Genomic DNA, 17,940 nt, shown 5'->3' with positions numbered 1-17,940 from the left:
TGGTGCTCAGACGGGAAGGTAGGAGGTGCTCTTGACTTCCTCCATCACCGCATAGGTGTGAGTTTCGCGCACGCCGGGCAGGGGCAGGATGACATCGGACAGGAAGGCCCGGTAGGCCGCCATGCCCTGCACCCGTGCCTTGACGAGGTAGTCGAAACCGCCGGCCACCATATGGCATTCCATGACGTCGTCCGAGCGGCGCACGGCGTCGGCAAAGGCCTCGAACACATCGGCTGTCGTGCGGTCCAGCTTGACTTCGACGAAGACCAGCATGTCGCGGCCCAGCTTTGCCGGCGAAAGCCTGGCTGAATATCCTTCGACAAAACCCTCGCGCGACAGGCGCTTGACCCGTTCGGCCGTCGCCGTTGCGGACAGGTTGATGCGATCTGCAAGTTCGGTATTCGTCAGCCTTCCGTCCCGTTGAAGCAGCCGGAGGATCTTCCGGTCCGTCTGGTCGATATCTTTCATGTTTCACCATAAAATCTCGAATTGATCGTCAATTAGCAAAAATTTTGTCTGAAATATAGTGAAAAACACTATTCTATTCGCGATACAATGGGGAAAACACGGGAGAGATTGAATGAACGCTCCGCTTTCCTCGGTCGTACCGCAGTTCGCAGCGCCCTATGCCGCCGACGACGATGCGCTGATCGCAGAATTCGCCAGGCAGCTAAAGCTCGACGATCGGCAGAATGCTGCTATCGATGAACGGGCGACACGCTATATCAACGTGATCCGAAACCGGTCGGGATCGATCGGCGGCGTTGAGGATTTCCTGCGCGAATACGGCCTTTCGACGCCCGAGGGGCTTGCCATGATGGTGCTGGCGGAAGCGCTGCTGCGGGTGCCGGATGCCGGAACGCAGGACAAGCTCATCGAAGACAAGCTCAAGGAGGGCAATTGGAGCGCTCAGGACGGCCAGGGCGATACGTGGTTCGTTGCCGCATCGGCTTGGGCGCTCGGCCTTACGGCACGGGTGATCAAACCGGGTGAAACGCCGGAATCGCTCCTGCAGGGGCTGGTCAAACGGCTTGGTCTGCCGACCGTGCGCACGGCGACCAGGCAGGCGATGCGTTTTCTCGGCCACCATTTCGTGCTCGGCGAGACCATTTCGGCGGCGCTGACACGCGCGGCGAAGAGCGAGGAGCGGGGGTACCGCCATTCTTTCGACATGCTGGGCGAAGGCGCGCGGACGGCGGCCGATGCGCAGCGCTACTGGCAATCCTATGCCGACGCCATCGATGCGATCGGCAAGGCGGCGGGCAAATCGAAACTGCCGGACCGGATGGGCATTTCGGTCAAGCTCTCGGCCTTGCATCCGCGCTATCACGCGACCCACAGGGACCGGGTCATGGACGAGCTGGTTCCGAGCGTTCTCAAGCTGGCGCAGCGGGCCAAGACGTCTGATCTGAACTTTACCATCGATGCCGAGGAGGCCGACCGGCTGGAACTGTCGCTGGAGGTCATGGCCGCCGTGTTCTGCGATCCGTCCCTGGAGGACTGGGACGGTTTCGGCCTCGCGGTCCAGGCCTATCAGAAGCGCGCGCCGCAGGTGCTCGACTATGTCGACACGCTGTGCCGCCATGCAGGACGGCGCATGATGGTGCGGCTCGTCAAGGGCGCCTATTGGGACACGGAAGTCAAGCTGGCGCAGGAGCGCGGTTTGGCCGACTATCCCGTCTATACGCGCAAGGCGGCGACGGATGTGTCCTATCTCGCCTGCGCCCGCAAGATGCTCGACATGCGCGAACGCATTTACGGGCAGTTCGCCACGCACAACGCGCTGACCGTCGCCATGATCCTCGAAATGGCGGGCGACGACCGCAGCGGCTTCGAGTTCCAGCGCCTGCATGGCATGGGCGAGTCGCTGTACGATGCCGTGTCGGAAAACAATGTGCCGGTGCCGTGCCGCATCTATGCGCCCGTCGGCGGCTATCGCGACCTGCTTGCCTATCTGGTGCGCCGGCTGCTTGAAAACGGCGCCAATTCCTCCTTTGTCGCCGTTGCCGGCGACAGCAACGTGCCGGTCAGCGAACTTCTGGAGCGCCCGCTCGATCAGCTCGGCTTCGGCGAAGGCAGGAGCGCACGGCACAGCGGCATTCCACTGCCATTGCGAATCTATGGCGACCGGCAAAACAGTGCCGGTGTCGAATTCGGCGACCGCGATGCGTTGAAGGAACTGATGGACGGCATGGAGGACGCCATTGCCACCGTGAAGGCGCATCCGCTGATTCCGGGCGTCAAGGCGCACAGGGGCGGCGTCGATGTGCGCTCGCCTGCCGAACCCGGTCGCGTGGTCGGCACCATCGCGCAAGCCGCCAGGGATGACATCGACATCGCCATGAAAGCCGCGCGGGGCGGTTTTGGCCGCTGGTCCCGGCTTCCGGCGGCGAAACGGGCCGCGGCACTGGCGCGCGCCGCCGACCTGCTCGAGGCCGAGCGGGACCGTTTCATGTCGCTGCTGTCGCTTGAGGCCGGCAAGACGCTGGATGACGGGATCGCCGAGATCCGCGAGGCGGTTGATTTCTGCCGCTATTACGGGCTCCAGGCCGAGAAGCTTTTCGACGAACCGAAATCGATGCCGGGGCCGACGGGAGAAGAAAACCGCTATGGCTGGCGCGGGCGCGGCGTCTTTGCCTGCGTGAGCCCGTGGAACTTCCCGCTGGCGATTTTCCTCGGCCAGGTGACCGCGGCTCTGGCGGCCGGCAACGCGGTGATCGCGAAACCGGCCGAGCAGACGCCGCTGATCGCTTTCGAAGCGGTGCGTCTGCTGCACAAGGCCGGCGTGCCGGAAGACGTACTTATCTATCTTCCGGGCGATGGCGAGACGGGGGCTGCGCTCGTGGCGCATCCTGAGATCGACGGTGTGGCCTTCACGGGATCGACCGGCACGGCACGGGCGATCAACCGGACGCTTGCGGCCAAGGATGGCCCGATCGTGCCGCTGATCGCCGAAACAGGCGGTCTCAACGCCATGATTGTCGATGCGACGGCGCTGCCGGAGCAGGTCGCCGATGATGTCATCATGTCTGCCTTCCGCTCCGCCGGCCAGCGCTGTTCGGCGCTGCGCATCCTGTTCCTGCAGGACGATGTCGCCGATCGCATGCTCGAGATGATCGAGGGTGCGACGCGCGAGCTGCATCTCGGACAGCCGCAACGGGCCGATACCGATGTCGGACCGATCATCGACGAGGGGCAGCGCTCGATGCTGGCGGCGCATGTCGCTGAAATGAGGAAGTCGCAGACCGTGCGTTTCGCTGGCGAAGCGCCCAGGGAAGGCAGTTTCTTTGCACCCCATATTGTCGAACTCGACAAGCCGTCGGCGCTCAAGGAAGAGGTGTTCGGACCGATCCTGCATGTGGTGCGGTGGAAGGCCGGCACACTCGATCGGGTGCTCAACGATATCGATACCAGCGGTTACGGCCTGACGCTGGGGCTGCACACGCGCATTGAATCGCGCATCGCCAAGGTGCTCAGCCGTCTCGACACCGGCAATATCTATGTCAACCGCAACACGATCGGTGCCGTTGTGGGAACCCAGCCCTTCGGCGGTTCGGGTCTTTCGGGCACCGGTTTCAAGGCTGGCGGCCCGACCTATCTGTGCCGCTTTGCACAGGAACAGGTTGTTTCGATCAACACGGCGGCTGCCGGCGGCAATGCAAGTCTGATGGCGATCGACGACGGCTGACAATAACGCTTCGTGAAAAATTCCTTGAAATTTTCACGAAGCCATGACAATTCTCTGCCACCGCTCCGCTTTGGCACAGTGTCCGGCCGTGTCGTATTTGACGCAATTTTCGGCAGTTTTAAGCCGACTGGCGGGGCGCTTGATGCGTTTATGGTGCGCAAGATCAAGTGGAGGATTGTGAACGATGGCCGACGTCAAAAGTGACATTGAGATTGCGCGCGCAGCACAAAAGGAGCCGATCCAGGAGATCGGCGGGAAGCTCGGCATCCCGAATGAAAGCCTGCTGCCCTACGGCCACGACAAGGCGAAGATTTCCGCCGATTTCATCGCCGCCCAGAAGGGCAAGAATGACGGCAAGCTGATCCTCGTCACGGCAATCAATCCGACACCCGCCGGTGAAGGCAAGACGACGACCACTGTCGGTCTCGGCGACGGCCTCAACCGCATCGGAAAGAAGGCTGTCATCTGCATCCGCGAAGCCTCGCTCGGGCCGTGTTTCGGGGTCAAGGGCGGCGCCGCCGGCGGAGGCTATGCACAGGTCGTGCCCATGGAAGACATGAACCTGCACTTCACCGGCGACTTCCACGCGATCACATCGGCACACAATCTTCTGTCGGCAATGATCGACAACCACATCTACTGGGGCAATGCGCTCAATATCGATATCCGCCGGGTCGCCTGGCGGCGGGTGATGGACATGAACGACCGGGCGCTGCGCGAGATCGTCTGCTCGCTGGGTGGTGTCGCCAACGGCTTCCCGCGCGAGGCCGGCTTCGATATCACCGTTGCCTCCGAAGTCATGGCAATCCTTTGCCTGGCAACGGATCTCGAGGACCTTGAGAAGCGGCTCGGCAACATCATCATCGGCTATCGCCGCGACAAGACACCGGTCTTCTGCCGCGACATCAAGGCCGATGGCGCCATGGCGGTGCTTTTGAAGGACGCGATGCAGCCCAACCTCGTTCAGACGCTGGAGAATAACCCGGCCTTCGTGCATGGCGGCCCCTTCGCCAATATCGCCCATGGCTGCAACTCCGTCGTCGCCACCACCACGGCGCTGAAGCTCGGTGATTATGTCGTGACGGAAGCCGGCTTCGGTGCGGACCTTGGCGCGGAAAAATTCTTCGACATCAAGTGCCGCAAGGCGGATCTCAAACCCGATGTCGCGGTGATCGTCGCCACGGTGCGCGCCATGAAGATGAATGGCGGGGTGAAGAAGGAAGACCTCGGCGCGGAGAATGTCGAGGCGGTGGTGCAGGGCTGCGCCAATCTCGGGCGGCACATCCAGAACGTCAAGAAATTCGGCGTGCCGGTGGTCGTAGCCGTCAACCACTTCATTTCCGACACCGATGCTGAAATCCGCGCGGTGCAGGATTATGTGGAAACGCTGGGCACCGAGGCGATCCTTTGCAAGCACTGGGCGGAAGGGTCTGCCGGGATCGAGGCGCTGTCGCAAAAGGTGGTGGAACTGGCCGAATCCGGTGCTTCGCAATTCGCGCCGCTCTATGCCGATGACATGCCGCTCTTCGAGAAGATCGAAACGGTCGCCAAGAGCATCTATCACGCCTCGGAAGTCATTGCTGACAAGTCGGTCCGGGACCAGTTGCGCCAGTGGGAGGAGCAGGGCTACGGAAACCTGCCGGTGTGCATGGCCAAGACGCAGTATTCCTTCTCGACCGATCCGAACCTGCGCGGCGCACCGACCGACCATGCAGTGCCGATCCGCGAGGTGCGGCTTTCGGCCGGCGCGGGCTTCATTGTCGTCATCTGCGGCCAGATCATGACCATGCCGGGTCTGCCGAAAGTCCCGTCATCGGAAAAGATCCACCTCAACGAACAGGGCGATATCGAGGGCCTTTTCTGACCCCTATCAGCGGTGGATCGCCAGATATTCCCTGGCGATCCGCGCATCGATTTCCGCCGGGACCGGCACGACACAATCGGCGCTTGTCGCGTTGCCCTGCGCCACATATTCAAGGCAACGCGCCTGAAGCGCAAAGCCGAGATCCATCGACTCGATGGAATTGCCCAGCGGGCGAGGGCCGGCGAGATTGGCCATGTGACCGCCGCTGATGATGTGCACGGCGCGGCCGTCGTCGAGGCGCAGCGTCTCGATTTCCAGGTCGTCGAACCGGTCGCGGCAGGCCACCAACGCGCTGTCCGTCAGATCGCCCACGGCGATTTCCGTCGGAAAATGCCCGCCATTCATCAGGATGGCGCCGTCCTTGAAACGGTCCAGATCTTCAGCGGAGATCACATTGACCGCACCGGTTTCGGTGACGATGACATCGGCGTTCCGGATCGCTTCGGACCGGTGCGGCGTGATGAACCCGTCGAGATGCGCCTCAAGCGCCTTGACCGGATCGGCCTCGACGACACTGACAACGCTGTGGGCGTTGCGGAAACAGGCGGCGACACCGCGTCCGCAGGCGCCATAGCCGAAAACGGTGACGCGTTTTCCATTGGTCGAACGGTTGGTGAAGCGCATGTAACTCTCGAACATGCTCTGCCCGACGGCATGCCTGTTTTCGGCGAACTGCTTGATGGGGCTGTCATTGATGACCAGGATCGGGCGCTGCAACTCCGTGCGCATCGGCTCCAGCCGCATGCGGCCCGATGTCGTTTCCTCGGTGCCGCCGAGGAGACCCGGATAGGGGGTCTCCGCGTAGACGGCGAACAGATCCCCGCCATTGTCCAGAAGCAGATCCGGCTTTTCCGCGACGATCTGGTTGAGCGACAGGTCGTGCACTTCCTGATCGATGGTCTGTTCGGCCATCACCTCGATGCCGTGCTCAAGAAGATACCGTACGGTCTCGGGCTGCGTGCTGTTCAGATTGCCCGTGGCGACCACGCGCGCGCCGCCGGAATGCAATGTGCGCAGCAAGACGGCCGTCTTGGGCTCGAGGTGAATGCCGGTCCCGATGGTCAGGTCCTGGAAGGGCTTGGTGCTGCTGAATTCCTGTTCGATCTGTGCGAGCAGCCTGCAGCCTTCCGAAACCCAATCGATCCGTGTCCGTGTTTGCAGATCCGTCATCCCACGCACCTCAAAACGCCAAGTCTAGAGCGTATCTGGCTTGGATTGAAGCATTTGATGGCGGAAAATCGGTCCATTCGGCTGGCCGCCACAGGCGGCGGGGGAAGCCCGCAGGACGGGCTTCCGCGGGGTATCTAGCGGAAGTTTTCCGGATTTCCGGGCACCAGGCGCGTGACGGTGCCGACCGACTTTCCATCGCCATCGATATAGGTCAGGACACCAGGCTCATGGGAGATCTTCCAATCGCCTTCCGGGCCGTTTTCCCATTTGACGTGATAGCCGTTCGGCAGGAGATGCCAGTCGCCGTTCATCTGCGGCCCGCCCGGCAACACCATGTGCATTCGGCTATCGTTTGCGTAGTAGATGACGGCGTCCGTATCCTGTCCGATATCGACATAATGTGTGGATCCGATTGTCAGAATTGCGAGTACCGCTTTTTCGAGTATGGCCATCAACAGCTCCCTTTGGTTTTCATATGCCGACCGCTTCGCTATGAAACCAGACATGGCTACGCCATGCGTGCCCCGGGGGGGCATGGTGGACTGGCTTCGATATGGATAGTCAAGCAGCTTGACTATATGCACGGAAAATGAAAAGGTCAAGTTGCTTGACTAAAGAGCATGACAAGGTGGGAAACAACCGCAGCCAGAGCCAGGAAGACCCGCATCCCGATCACATCGGATGGGACCTTTGGCGGGCGCGCGACCGCTGGAAACAGCGTTTCGTCAGTGGTATGCAGGACAGGGGCCACGGATGGTTTACCGAAGCCAGAGCCAACATACTGGGCCAGCTGCCGCGCAAGGGTCTGAAACAGTCGGACCTTGCCGCCCGGACGGGCCTGACCAAGCAGGCTGTCCAGCAATTCGTGGATGGTCTCGTAGACGAGGGGATCCTGGAACGCCAGCATGATCCGTCTGACGCGCGGGCAAGAATCGTGCGTCTGACCGCGGCGGGCCGTAGTGCCATGCAAGACGCGGACGTGGTCAAGGAAGCGGTCGAGCGAGCGTTCGCCCGGCGTTACACGGCAGAGGAATTTACCCGGTTCCGCGATCTGCTCAAACGCATTGCCGAGGACCCGGACGAGTGACGGTCAACCACCCGGAATTGAAATCGCTTCTTGCGCTCGATCCGGTACGGCGTTAACAGGTAGACATGACTGACGCACACAACATCAACATCATCTGGTGGCGGGCTCGCAATTAGCGGCCGCAGACAGTTGTGCGCAGAACCTGCAAAGCCGCTGAGGACCATCCCGGCGGTTTTTTTGTGCCGGGTTTCGGAATTTGAGGATCGGAAGAAATGACGGCGACAAAAACTGACGAAAACACCGAGATCATTGTCACGCGCGGCGGCGTCGAGATCAGCCGGACGCGGGAGGACACACCCTATGCGGACGCCATCGAGGCCTATGTTGACGGTCTCGACAGCCGCCGTGGCGCGGTCTTTTCATCCAATTACGAATATCCGGGCCGCTATACGCGCTGGGACACGGCGATCATCGATCCGCCGCTTTCGATCACAGCGAGCGGCCGCAACATGCGTTTCGAGGCGCACAATGAGCGCGGTGAAGCACTGCTCGACATGGTGGAACGGCGGCTGGGGCGCATCTCCGAGGCGTCGGTCGGCAAACGCACGCGCCGCGCCATTCCCCTGACGGTTTCCGGACCCAAACGCGCATTCACCGAGGAGGAGCGATCGCGCATCCCGACTGTCTTCACGGTACTGCGCCAGATCATGGATCTCTTCCACACCGAGGACGACAGCAATCTCGGCCTCTATGGGGCGTTCGGTTACGATCTCGCTTTTCAGTTCGACAATGTGCCGCAACATCTGGAACGGCCGGATGACCAGCGCGATCTTGTACTGTTTCTGCCCGACGAGATCCTGGTGGTTGACCACTATTCGGCGCGCGCATGGGTCGACCGATACGATTATTCGCGCCGCGGATTCACGACGCAGGGCAAGTCACGCGAGAGCGAAGCCGAACAGTTTGCCGCGTCTGACCAGGCACCGCCGCGCGCCGACCACAGGCCGGGTGAATATGCCGAGCTCGTGCGCAAGGCCAAGGAGAGCTTCAAGAAGGGCGACCTGTTCGAGGTGGTGCCGGGACAGATGTTCTTCGAGCGCTGCGTCAGCCCGCCCTCGGCGATCTCGCGGCGGCTGAAGGCGACCAACCCGTCGCCCTATTCCTTTTTCATCAATCTGGGGCAGGGCGAATATCTTGTCGGCGCCTCGCCTGAGATGTTCGTACGGGTCAGCGGACGGCGTGTCGAGACCTGCCCGATCTCGGGTACGATCAAACGCGGCGACGACGCGATTTCCGATTCCGAGCAGATCCTCAAACTGCTCAATTCCAAGAAGGATGAATCGGAACTGACCATGTGTTCGGATGTCGACCGCAACGACAAGAGCCGGGTCTGTGTGCCGGGTTCCGTGCGGGTGATCGGACGCCGCCAGATCGAGATGTATTCGCGTCTCATTCACACCGTCGACCATGTGGAGGGCCGTTTGCGCGACGGCATGGACGCTTTCGACGCGTTCTTGAGTCATGCCTGGGCGGTCACGGTTACGGGCGCGCCGAAACTGTGGGCCATGCGCTTCATCGAGGAGCACGAGAAGAGCCCGCGCGCCTGGTATGGCGGGGCCATCGGCATGGTCAATTTCAACGGCGACATGAATACCGGACTGACGTTGCGCACCATCCGCGTCAAAGACGGGATCGCCGAGGTCAGGGCCGGAGCGACGCTGCTTTTCGATTCCGTTCCCGAGGAAGAGGAAGCGGAGACGGAACTGAAGGCCTCGGCCATGCTGGCCGCCATCCGCGATGCCGGGCAAAGCAACGAAGCAGCTGCTTCGCGCAGCGCGGCCAAGGTCGGCGCGGGCGTGAAGATCCTGCTTGTCGACCACGAGGATTCCTTCGTCCACACGCTCGCCAATTATTTCCGCCAGACCGGCGCCGAGGTGACAACGGTGAGGACGCCGGTTGCCGATGCCGTGTTTGACGACGTCGCGCCCGACCTGGTGGTTCTGTCGCCGGGGCCGGGCAGTCCGAAGGATTTCGACACCAAGGCGACGATCAAGAAGGTGCGCAAGCGCGGGATCCCGCTATTCGGCGTGTGTCTCGGGCTGCAGGCGATCACCGAAGCCTATGGCGGTGAATTGCGCACGCTGGCGGTCCCAATGCACGGCAAGCCCTCGCGGATCAGGATCAATGATCCGGGCATCGTGTTCTCCGGCCTCGGCAACGAGGTGACGGTCGGACGCTACCATTCGATCTTCGCCGATCCGGCGACGCTGGCAAAGGAATTCACGGTCACCGCCGAGAGCGAGGACGGCACGATCATGGGCATCGAGCATGGCAAGGAACCCGTTGCCGCCGTCCAGTTCCATCCCGAATCCATCATGTCGCTCGGCCAGGATGCCGGCATGCGGATGATCGAGAATGTTGTTGCGCATCTGGTCAGAAAAGACGGCCACCGAGGCTGATAAGATCCGGCGAACGCGCTTGCAGTCGGAATAGGTAGGAACTATTCTTATTATTTCGTAACTCGTCAAACGGTGGAGGATTGCGCGCAATGGGCAAGATAACGATCTCGGTGCCGGACACGATGAACGAATATGTCAGAACACGTGTTGAATCCGGCCAATACGGCAATGTCAGCGAGTTTTTCCGCGATCTCGTGCGCAAGGATCAGGAGAGACAACTCGATGCCGCACGCGAACTCAACGACATGATGGAGCTTGCCGAGGCAAGCGGCGTAAGTTCGAAAACGGCTGGTCAAGTCCTTGCGGAGGCGCGAGAGGCAGCGCGCGCGCAAGGGCTGCTTGATGAGTAGCTATGCGCTTTCCCTGGCTGCAGAAGCCGATTTGCGGAATATCTACTTTTACTCCCTAGAACAATTCGGCTTTGCCCAGGCAGAGAACTACATGGAAGGTTTGGCAAAAGCGCTGTCGCTCTTGGCCGAAAACCCGAAGATGGGCCGAAGCTTTCAGAAAATTCGCGCCGGCCTGCGGCGGCATGTACACGCGCGCCACAGCATCTACTATCGTATCGAAGCAAACGGCATCCTGATCCTGCGAATTCTGGGTGTGGATCAAGATCCTGCAAGACACTTGTGATTGAAACGGCTCGCACCCGATAGCTCAATCCAATCTCAATCGCCGGCAGGACGGGTATCAAGACTGTTGCCGTCGACCGAAGTCGCGGGTATAACGGCGCCCATGATGATGGAAACGGTCAAAGCAGTGATCGACTTCGAGCAGGTACGCGCCGGTGCGCGGACCGTGCCCGCGCTTGACCTTTCGCTTCTTCTTCTCGGTCTTACTGGCGATCGTCGGGCCCGTTAGAGGAGCGTCCGGCGATCGGTTCGCCGCTGGCATGCGCTCCTTTCTTCTTTACAGATCAAGACCAATGGCCCTATGGCAAAGCCGGCCCGTTTCGCGTGAAGGCGAACGGCACGGCTCAGAGACGAACGAGAGAAACAATGACAACCACTGACCCGATTTCCGAGTCGCGAAAAGAAGCCGGCATGGCGCATGCCGCGCGCAAATACCAGCCCTATCTGCTGACCGGCCTGGACGACCGCACCTGGCCGTCCAAGCGCATCGAGAAGGCGCCGATCTGGTGCTCCGTCGATCTGCGCGACGGCAACCAGTCGCTGGTCAATCCGATGGGGCACGACCGCAAGTCACGTATGTTCCAGTTGCTGCTCGACATGGGCTTCAAGGAAATCGAGATCGGTTTCCCCTCCGCCTCGCAGACGGATTTCGATTTCGCGCGCTGGTGCATCGAAGACCATGACGTGCCACAAGATGTCTCCCTGCAGGTGCTGGTGCAGTGCCGGCCGGAACTGATCACCCGGACCTTCGAGGCGCTGGAAGGTGCGCACAGGCCGATCGTGCATTTCTACAATTCGACCAGCGAATTGCAGCGCCGCGTGGTGTTCGCCAAGGATGTCGCCGGGATCAAGCAGATCGCCGTCGATGCCGCCAAGATGGTCACCGACATGGCCGAAAAGGCCGGTGGGGGCTACCGGTTCCAGTATTCGCCGGAAAGCTTTACCGGCACCGAGCTGGAAGTGGCTTTGGAAATCTGTAACGCGGTCACCGAAATCGTTCAGCCGACCGCCGAAAACAAGCTGATCATCAACCTGCCGTCGACCGTCGAAATGTCGACGCCGAACATCTATGCGGACCAGATCGAATGGATGTGCCGCAATCTCGACAACCGCGAGAACCTGATCATCTCGCTGCATCCGCACAATGACCGCGGGACCGGCATTGCCGCGACGGAACTCGGCCTGATGGCCGGCGCCGACCGCGTCGAAGGCACCCTGTTCGGCAATGGTGAGCGCACCGGCAATGTCGACGTGGTGACGCTGGCGCTGAACATGTACACGCAAGGCGTCGATCCGAAGATGGACTGCACCGATATCGAGCGGATCAAGGCGGTCTATGAATATTCAAACCAGATGGTGATTCCCGAGCGCCACCCCTATGTCGGCGAACTGGTCTACACGGCCTTTTCCGGCTCCCACCAGGACGCCATCAACAAGGGCATGAAGGCGATCCGCGCCGCCAACACGGAAATCTGGGAAGTGCCCTATCTGCCCATCGATCCGCAGGATGTGGGCCGGACCTACGAGGCGATCATCCGCATCAATTCCCAATCGGGAAAGGGCGGTATCGCCTATGTCTTGCACGAGGATTACGGGCTGAACCTGCCGCGCGGCCTGCAGGTCGAGTTCCAGGGCGATATCCAGCGCATTACTGACGATGTCGGGCGGGAACTGCCGTCGAAGGAAATCTACGACCGGTTCCTGGAACGTTATGTCGAGCAGCCCGGCGCGCGGCTTTCCTATGTGGATCACCACACATTCCCATCGCTGGAGCACAAGGGCGTGCGCGAGGTGGAAGCGGTGATCCGCGACAATGGCGAGGAGATCAAGATCATCGGACAGGGCACCGGACCGATCGACGGGTTCGTCCATGCGCTCTCGCAGCATATCGGCATCGACATCACCGTCGCCGACTATTCGGAGCACTCGCTTCAGCACGGCGCCAATGCCGCGGCGATCTGCTACATGGAAATGGAGCATCCGGGCGGCAAGCTGTTCGGGGTCGGCATCAGCACCAATATCGTGGCGGCTTCGCTGGAGGCTGTCGTATCGGCGGCCAACCGTCTGCTCGAAAAGAAAAGTTAGGTGCCGCAAGGCTGCGGGTCTGAAGAAGGAACATTCATTTGAAGCCAGCAGCGGACGCGCAACTTCATGCCGTTGAGGACGGGCGGGGCGAAGGCGTACCGCTCGTCTTTCTGCATGGATTCGGTGCCAGTGCGGGCATGTGGTCGGACATTCAGCGGGCATTCGCCGGCGACCACGCGACCATTGCCTATGACCTTCCCGGACACGGACGTTCGATGCTTGCATCCGGTCTCGAACGGACCGGCAAGATGGCGGGTGCGATTGCGCGGGATCTCGAACAACGCGGTCACGGTCGCGTGCATCTTGTCGGCCATTCCATGGGCGGTTCCGTCGCCACGCTGATCGCTCTGCGCGCGCCGGGCAGGATCGCGTCCATGACGCTGCTTGCGCCCGGCGGATACGGGCCGGAGATCAATCACCGGCTGCTGCGGCGCTATGCTTCGGCGGGCACACGGTCCGAGATGCTGGCGGCGCTTGAAAACATGTTCGGCTGGAACAATGCGGTGCCTGACAAGCTGCTGGACGATCTTGTCGCGGCGCGCGGCGAACCGGGCGCGGCCGAAGGGCTTGGTGTCATTCTCGAAAACATGCTTCAGCGCGACGGCGACGATCTGTATCAGGGCACGTTCCGCCGGGCTGATCTCGCTGAATTGCAGATGCCGGTGAAGGTACTTTGGGGCACGCAGGATCGCGTTCTGCCGACGCGTCAGGCCCACCGGCTGCCGCCGATGTTCGCGGCCCATGTGTTCGAGAACACCGGGCACATGCTGATCGAAGAGCGCCCGGATGCGGTGATCTCGCTGATCCGCCAGAATATGCGGGCGGCCTGAGCCGGTCGCTCCGGGCAATTCCGGTGACCGACGCGAATGCCCGGGCGCAAAGCGCGATTTAATTTCCCACGCAGATACACTATGTTAAGGCACGGTTAACCATAGTTGACGGCGGAATTTCGAATGGACAAGGCCACGGAAAGCAGACGCCTTTCCGACGTCGTGCGCAAGGCCAGGATCGCGGCGGCGGAGCGCGAGGACGTCGTGGTCGAGATGCGTGACGCGGACCGCGCGCGCCTGGAATTGCTGGCCGATGAGCTGGAGCCGGTTTTCAAGGAAGTCCCCGCCGAGGACGATCAGTTCGATTTTTTCCTGTCCTCCGGCGAACAACCGCGCTTGTGGATCGATGCCATTGCCCATGTGCAGATGGGGCCGGACCGTCGCACCTATCGTTTCGTGCGCGATACGCGCTATGGCCGGGTCGTCATCGCCGAAAGCGCCGACCTGATGAGCGTCGCCGACAGCATCACCCATTATGTGGCGGAACGCATGGTTCAGCGACAGCGTTTCCTGGCCAGTGACACGGTCTATTCGACGGGTGCGCCGGGAAGCCAGGCGGACAAGAGCGGCGGCGATCAGAATGAGACCAGTCCGGCCCGACAGCAAGGTGTCAACACGATATCGAAAACTGGGGCTTTGCAGGCGTTGTCCTGGTTCGCCCTTGGGCTTGTTGTTGCCGCTTTGCTCATCATGGCGGTGTTCTGGGAACAACTGGCACCCGTTTTGGGCGCCGATTAGCGAAAATCGACACTGACTAAAGATCTTCCGAGTGGAACAGTTCGAATTTGCTGCTTTGGGCGTCCAGCCCGTGCCGCTCGAGCCGGCAGTTCCATTCGCCGGGACCGCCGCTGATGGTGAGCATATTGTAGCCCGACGCCGGTCTGTGGCCGCCCGGCGCCTCGCTGGCGGACGGAACGCAGACAACGGGCACGTCACCGCTTCTGCCGGGCAGGCGGTAGAGTGTTTCCAGATGTGTATGGCCATGAAGGACCAGTTCCGCGCCGGCTTCCTTGAGGACTTTCGAGAAACGCCCGATGCCGAGCATTCGCTTGTAGGATTGCGTAGCGCCGCGCACCGGCGGATGGTGGATCATGATGACACGGAAGAGCCCGTCATCGGCCGCCTGTCGAAGGATCGTGCGCAGCAGGCGCGCCTGGCGCCGATCGAATACGCCGCTTGCCATGAAGGGCGGTGTCGCATGGGCCGTGGAAACGCCGATGAGCGCCACATTGTCCCTTACGCGCAAATAAGGAAACAGGTTTTCGCCGGCGGAGGATGCAGGTTTGTCGTCGCCGAGCATGTAGGGCCGCCAGGCGCGGCAGGCGAGCTTAAAGGAACCCGGCACATAGGCGTCGTGATTGCCGGGCACGACCGAAACGAAGTCCGGTTCGCCGACATTTGCAAGCCAGCCGGCGACAGCATCCATTTCCGCCCTTGCACCGAGATTGACCAGATCGCCGGTGATGGCCAGGTGATCCGGGGCCGCCGACTTGATATCGTCCACCAGCGATTCGAGTATGTTGCCGAACAGGCGCTTGCGCCGGTTCCGGTGCCAGTTGATGTATCCCGTGATGCGTTTTGACGCGAGCTCACGCGGTGTCAAGCGCGGCAACGGGCCGAGATGGATGTCGGAGATATGGGCAAGTCGGAACATGGGGCTGGACATAGCCGCCCGGCAACGATTGGGCAAGGAACGGCGCATGGATCGCCGCCACCGTACCCCGCGCCCGGCCGACGCAACCTTGCCCAAAAGACATATCAGTGGCTGCTCAACCGGTTGTTCGCCGCGCAGCGGCCCCTGACGCTCGGGGTTCGCGCGGCGGCGTTCGATCGCGCCGGCAGGATCTTCCTGGTCCGCCACACCTATGTCCGTGGCTGGTACATGCCCGGCGGCGGCGTCGAGGTCGGCGAAACGGTCTATGATGCGCTTGAGCGTGAATTGGCCGAGGAAGGAAACCTCGCCATGGCTGAGCCGCCGCAGCTCTTCGCGGTCTATCACAACAACCGCAGCAGCCGGCGCGACCATGTGGTGTTTTTCACCTGCAAGAATGTTTCCCAGAGCGAGATCCGACGGCCGGACCTGGAAATCGCCGATTCCGGCTTTTTCGCGCTCGATGCGCTGCCGGAGGGCGTGACCGGCGCGACGCAAAGGCGGCTTGCGGAACTGTCCGGTGACGTCCCGCCCGACAGCCGCTGGTAACATGCTCTACAGCGCGTCGCGGCCGTGCGGCGTCGACAGGTCGAGTTCCGGACCCTTGGGTACGATGCGGGTCGGGTTCACCGTCTCGTGGCTCATATAGTAGTGGTTCTTGATGTGCGTCATGTTCACGGTATCGGCGATACCGGGCATCTGGTAAAGCTCGCGCAGATAGCCCGACAGGGCCGGATAGTCCTGGATGCGGCGCTTGTTGCACTTGAAGTGGCCGACATAGACGGGATCGAACCGCACCAGCGTGGTGAACAGCCGCCAGTCAGCCTCGGTTACCCGGTCGCCCATGAGGTAGCGCTTTTGCGAAAGACGCTCCTCGACCATGTCGAGCGTTTCGAACAGGGCGTCGAAGGCCTCTTCATAGGCTTCCTGCCTGGTGGCGAAACCGCATTTGTAAACGCCGTTGTTGATGTTGTGGTAGATCGGCTCGTTGATCGCGTCGATCTCGGCGCGCAGGTCCTGCGGGTAAAGATCAAGTGCCGCGTCGACACCATCAAGCCCGTTGAAGGCGCTGTTGAACATGCGGATGATTTCGGAGGATTCGTTGGAAACGATCGTGTTTTGCTTCTTGTCCCACAGGACAGGTACCGTGACGCGGCCCGTATAGACCGGATCGGCGGCGGTATAGACCTGCCACATATTGCTTGATCCGTGGATCGCATCGGCCGTCGCACCGTCGCTTTCGCTGAATTCCCAGCCGCCATCGCCCATGAAGTAGTGGACGACGGAGAGCGAGATATGTTTGTCGAGACCCTTGAGGTTGCGCACGATCAGCGTGCGATGAGCCCAGGGACAGGCATAGGAGATATAGAGGTGGTAGCGGCCCGACTCGGCCTTGAAACCATCCCGTCCGGCGGCGCCGGCGCTGCCGTCTTCCGTTACCCAGTTGCGGAACTGCGAATCGGCGCGTTTGAAACGCCCCTGGCTCTTCCTGGTGTCGTACCAAACATCGTGCCAGACGCCGTCAACGAGCATGCCCATGGTGGTTCTCCCTTGTTCCGACGCAAGATAGGGTGCCGGCTGGCGCAAGCGAAGGCGGATTGATTGAACAGTGTGTTTTGCATTGCAATTGCCTTGAGCTTTGTGCTATCCGCGCTGAACGGACGAAAAGGCATGACCATGAACCATACCGGACAGCTGCGACGACGCTGATTTTTGTACGCCCCACGGGCGTGTTTTGTCGTGTCCAGCTGCAAGAAAACCGGGTTCAACCATGTCTGCGATCAAGCCTGTCTATCTGAACGAGACCCTCTCGCACCATCCGATCATCGATGCCATCAATGATGAGGCTTTCGGGCCGGGACGCTTCGTGCGGGCTGCGGAGCGAGTGCGCGAACAGGGGCCGCATGACGCGAACCTGTCCTTTGTCGCGGCGGTCGGCGAAGAAATTGTCGGGTCGGTGCGCATGACGCCGGTAACCGCCGGAGATGTTGCGGGGCACCTGCTCGGCCCGCTCGCGGTGCGTCCGAGCTTCAAGAATCTCGGTATCGGCAAACAGCTTGTCAGGATCGCCGTGGCCGCCGCCCTGGAAGCCGGCAGCGAGGGTGTCATCCTTGTGGGCGATCCACCCTATTACAGCCCGCTCGGCTTTGAACCGGTACGCGTGCGGCTGAGCTTCCCGGGCCCGGTCGATCCGAACCGGATCCTCGTTGCCCCGAAAGGCACGGAAATCCATGACCGGCTCGAAGGTGCCCTGAACTGGCGGTCGGAACCGGCGGTCACGGCTCAACAGCGTTGATCCTGCAGACACCTATGCTGCGCCAATGGAAGATATCGCCCAGTGAGCCTTGATAATCAGGGTGTTCGCGACACCCTGACTAGCGTTCATTCCCGTTCGCGGAAGTAATATTGTCGGTGCGCGCCATCAAACAGGCCCGATTTCATACAGCACCGCTTGAAATCTTCGTCCTGATCCGCAGGGGCAGGGGTCGTTGCGGCCAAGTTTTTCAACAAGTTCCACGTCGCCGTGTACAAAT

At 61.3% G+C, this 17,940-nt stretch carries 17 protein-coding genes; 11 read left to right on the top strand and 6 right to left on the bottom strand.

Going from position 1 to position 17,940, the window contains the following annotated elements:
* Positions 1-6: 6 nt before the first annotated feature.
* Positions 7-468 (bottom strand): Lrp/AsnC ligand binding domain-containing protein, encoded by a 462-nt coding sequence (locus tag OOZ53_RS18590; protein ID WP_271091198.1) that lies wholly within the window; start codon positions 466-468, stop codon positions 7-9.
* 112 nt (positions 469-580) lie between these two features.
* Between OOZ53_RS18590 and putA the strand changes: the two genes are divergently transcribed.
* Together putA and OOZ53_RS18580 are read left to right on the top strand one after the other, a co-directional pair.
* The gene (putA, locus tag OOZ53_RS18585; RefSeq protein ID WP_271091197.1) at positions 581-3,688 is read left to right on the top strand and encodes a bifunctional proline dehydrogenase/L-glutamate gamma-semialdehyde dehydrogenase PutA; all 3,108 of its coding nucleotides are present in this window, start codon (positions 581-583) and stop codon (positions 3,686-3,688) included.
* A 184-nt stretch (positions 3,689-3,872) separates the two neighbouring features.
* Entirely contained in the window at positions 3,873-5,552 is a 1,680-nt protein-coding gene (locus OOZ53_RS18580) for a formate--tetrahydrofolate ligase (protein ID WP_271091196.1), read from the top strand.
* 6 nt (positions 5,553-5,558) lie between these two features.
* On the opposite strand, the gene OOZ53_RS18575 is transcribed toward OOZ53_RS18580, so the two are convergent.
* A complete protein-coding gene (locus tag OOZ53_RS18575) occupies positions 5,559-6,722 on the bottom strand; it encodes an adenosylhomocysteinase (RefSeq protein ID WP_271091195.1) in 1,164 nt (387 codons plus the stop codon).
* A 134-nt stretch (positions 6,723-6,856) separates the two neighbouring features.
* Entirely contained in the window at positions 6,857-7,174 is a 318-nt protein-coding gene (locus OOZ53_RS18570; protein ID WP_271091194.1) for a hypothetical protein, read from the bottom strand.
* 155 nt (positions 7,175-7,329) lie between these two features.
* Here OOZ53_RS18570 and OOZ53_RS18565 point away from each other — a divergent pair, with 155 nt between their 5' ends.
* The 7 genes from OOZ53_RS18565 to OOZ53_RS18535 all read left to right on the top strand — a co-directional run bounded on the left by OOZ53_RS18565 (position 7,330) and on the right by OOZ53_RS18535 (position 14,493).
* Positions 7,330-7,809: a MarR family winged helix-turn-helix transcriptional regulator gene (locus OOZ53_RS18565; RefSeq protein WP_271091193.1), complete on the top strand. Its 480-nt coding sequence runs from the start codon at positions 7,330-7,332 to the stop codon at positions 7,807-7,809.
* Between the two features lie 212 nt (positions 7,810-8,021).
* Positions 8,022-10,208 carry an anthranilate synthase gene (locus OOZ53_RS18560; protein WP_271091192.1) on the top strand — a complete coding sequence of 729 codons (2,187 nt, stop codon included), beginning with the start codon at positions 8,022-8,024 and terminating at the stop codon, positions 10,206-10,208.
* Positions 10,209-10,297: 89 nt separating this feature from the next.
* Positions 10,298-10,558 carry a ribbon-helix-helix domain-containing protein gene (locus OOZ53_RS18555; protein WP_271091191.1) on the top strand — a complete coding sequence of 87 codons (261 nt, stop codon included), beginning with the start codon at positions 10,298-10,300 and terminating at the stop codon, positions 10,556-10,558.
* On the top strand, positions 10,551-10,841 hold the full coding sequence (locus OOZ53_RS18550; protein WP_271091190.1) for a type II toxin-antitoxin system RelE/ParE family toxin: 291 nt from the start codon (positions 10,551-10,553) through the stop codon (positions 10,839-10,841). The genes OOZ53_RS18555 and OOZ53_RS18550 overlap by 8 nt, the downstream gene beginning before the upstream one ends.
* Positions 10,842-11,206: 365 nt before the next feature.
* Positions 11,207-12,925: a 2-isopropylmalate synthase gene (gene leuA, locus OOZ53_RS18545; protein WP_271091189.1), complete on the top strand. Its 1,719-nt coding sequence runs from the start codon at positions 11,207-11,209 to the stop codon at positions 12,923-12,925.
* 38 nt (positions 12,926-12,963) lie between these two features.
* A complete protein-coding gene (locus tag OOZ53_RS18540) occupies positions 12,964-13,755 on the top strand; it encodes an alpha/beta fold hydrolase (RefSeq protein ID WP_271091188.1) in 792 nt (263 codons plus the stop codon).
* Between the two features lie 123 nt (positions 13,756-13,878).
* Complete coding sequence (locus OOZ53_RS18535) at positions 13,879-14,493, top strand: hypothetical protein (RefSeq protein ID WP_271091187.1); 615 nt, start codon at positions 13,879-13,881, stop codon at positions 14,491-14,493.
* A gap of 16 nt (positions 14,494-14,509) precedes the next feature.
* Here the strand turns inward: OOZ53_RS18535 and OOZ53_RS18530 are convergent, their stop codons facing one another.
* Entirely contained in the window at positions 14,510-15,409 is a 900-nt protein-coding gene (locus OOZ53_RS18530) for a metallophosphoesterase family protein (protein ID WP_271091186.1), read from the bottom strand.
* A gap of 123 nt (positions 15,410-15,532) precedes the next feature.
* On the opposite strand from OOZ53_RS18530, the gene OOZ53_RS18525 reads away from it, so the two are divergent.
* Complete coding sequence (locus OOZ53_RS18525; protein ID WP_425499181.1) at positions 15,533-15,955, top strand: NUDIX domain-containing protein; 423 nt, start codon at positions 15,533-15,535, stop codon at positions 15,953-15,955.
* 6 nt (positions 15,956-15,961) lie between these two features.
* Here the strand turns inward: OOZ53_RS18525 and OOZ53_RS18520 are convergent, their stop codons facing one another.
* Positions 15,962-16,945: a glutathione S-transferase family protein gene (locus OOZ53_RS18520; protein ID WP_271091184.1), complete on the bottom strand. Its 984-nt coding sequence runs from the start codon at positions 16,943-16,945 to the stop codon at positions 15,962-15,964.
* Between the two features lie 232 nt (positions 16,946-17,177).
* Here OOZ53_RS18520 and OOZ53_RS18515 point away from each other — a divergent pair, with 232 nt between their 5' ends.
* A complete protein-coding gene (locus tag OOZ53_RS18515) occupies positions 17,178-17,702 on the top strand; it encodes a GNAT family N-acetyltransferase (RefSeq protein ID WP_271091183.1) in 525 nt (174 codons plus the stop codon).
* A 126-nt stretch (positions 17,703-17,828) separates the two neighbouring features.
* Here OOZ53_RS18515 and OOZ53_RS18510 read toward each other — a convergent pair whose 3' ends face one another.
* Positions 17,829-17,924, bottom strand: a complete 96-nt coding sequence (locus OOZ53_RS18510; protein WP_271091182.1) for an SEC-C metal-binding domain-containing protein — start codon at positions 17,922-17,924, stop codon at positions 17,829-17,831.
* Between the last annotated feature and the right edge of the window lie 16 nt (positions 17,925-17,940).

The organism is Allohoeflea poritis (assembly GCF_027889715.1).
In the GTDB taxonomy this organism is placed as follows: Bacteria; Pseudomonadota; Alphaproteobacteria; order Rhizobiales; family Rhizobiaceae; genus Hoeflea_A; species Hoeflea_A poritis.
The sequence above is the reverse complement of the archived record's forward strand: the minus strand, read 5'-3'. Positions and strand labels throughout refer to the sequence as shown.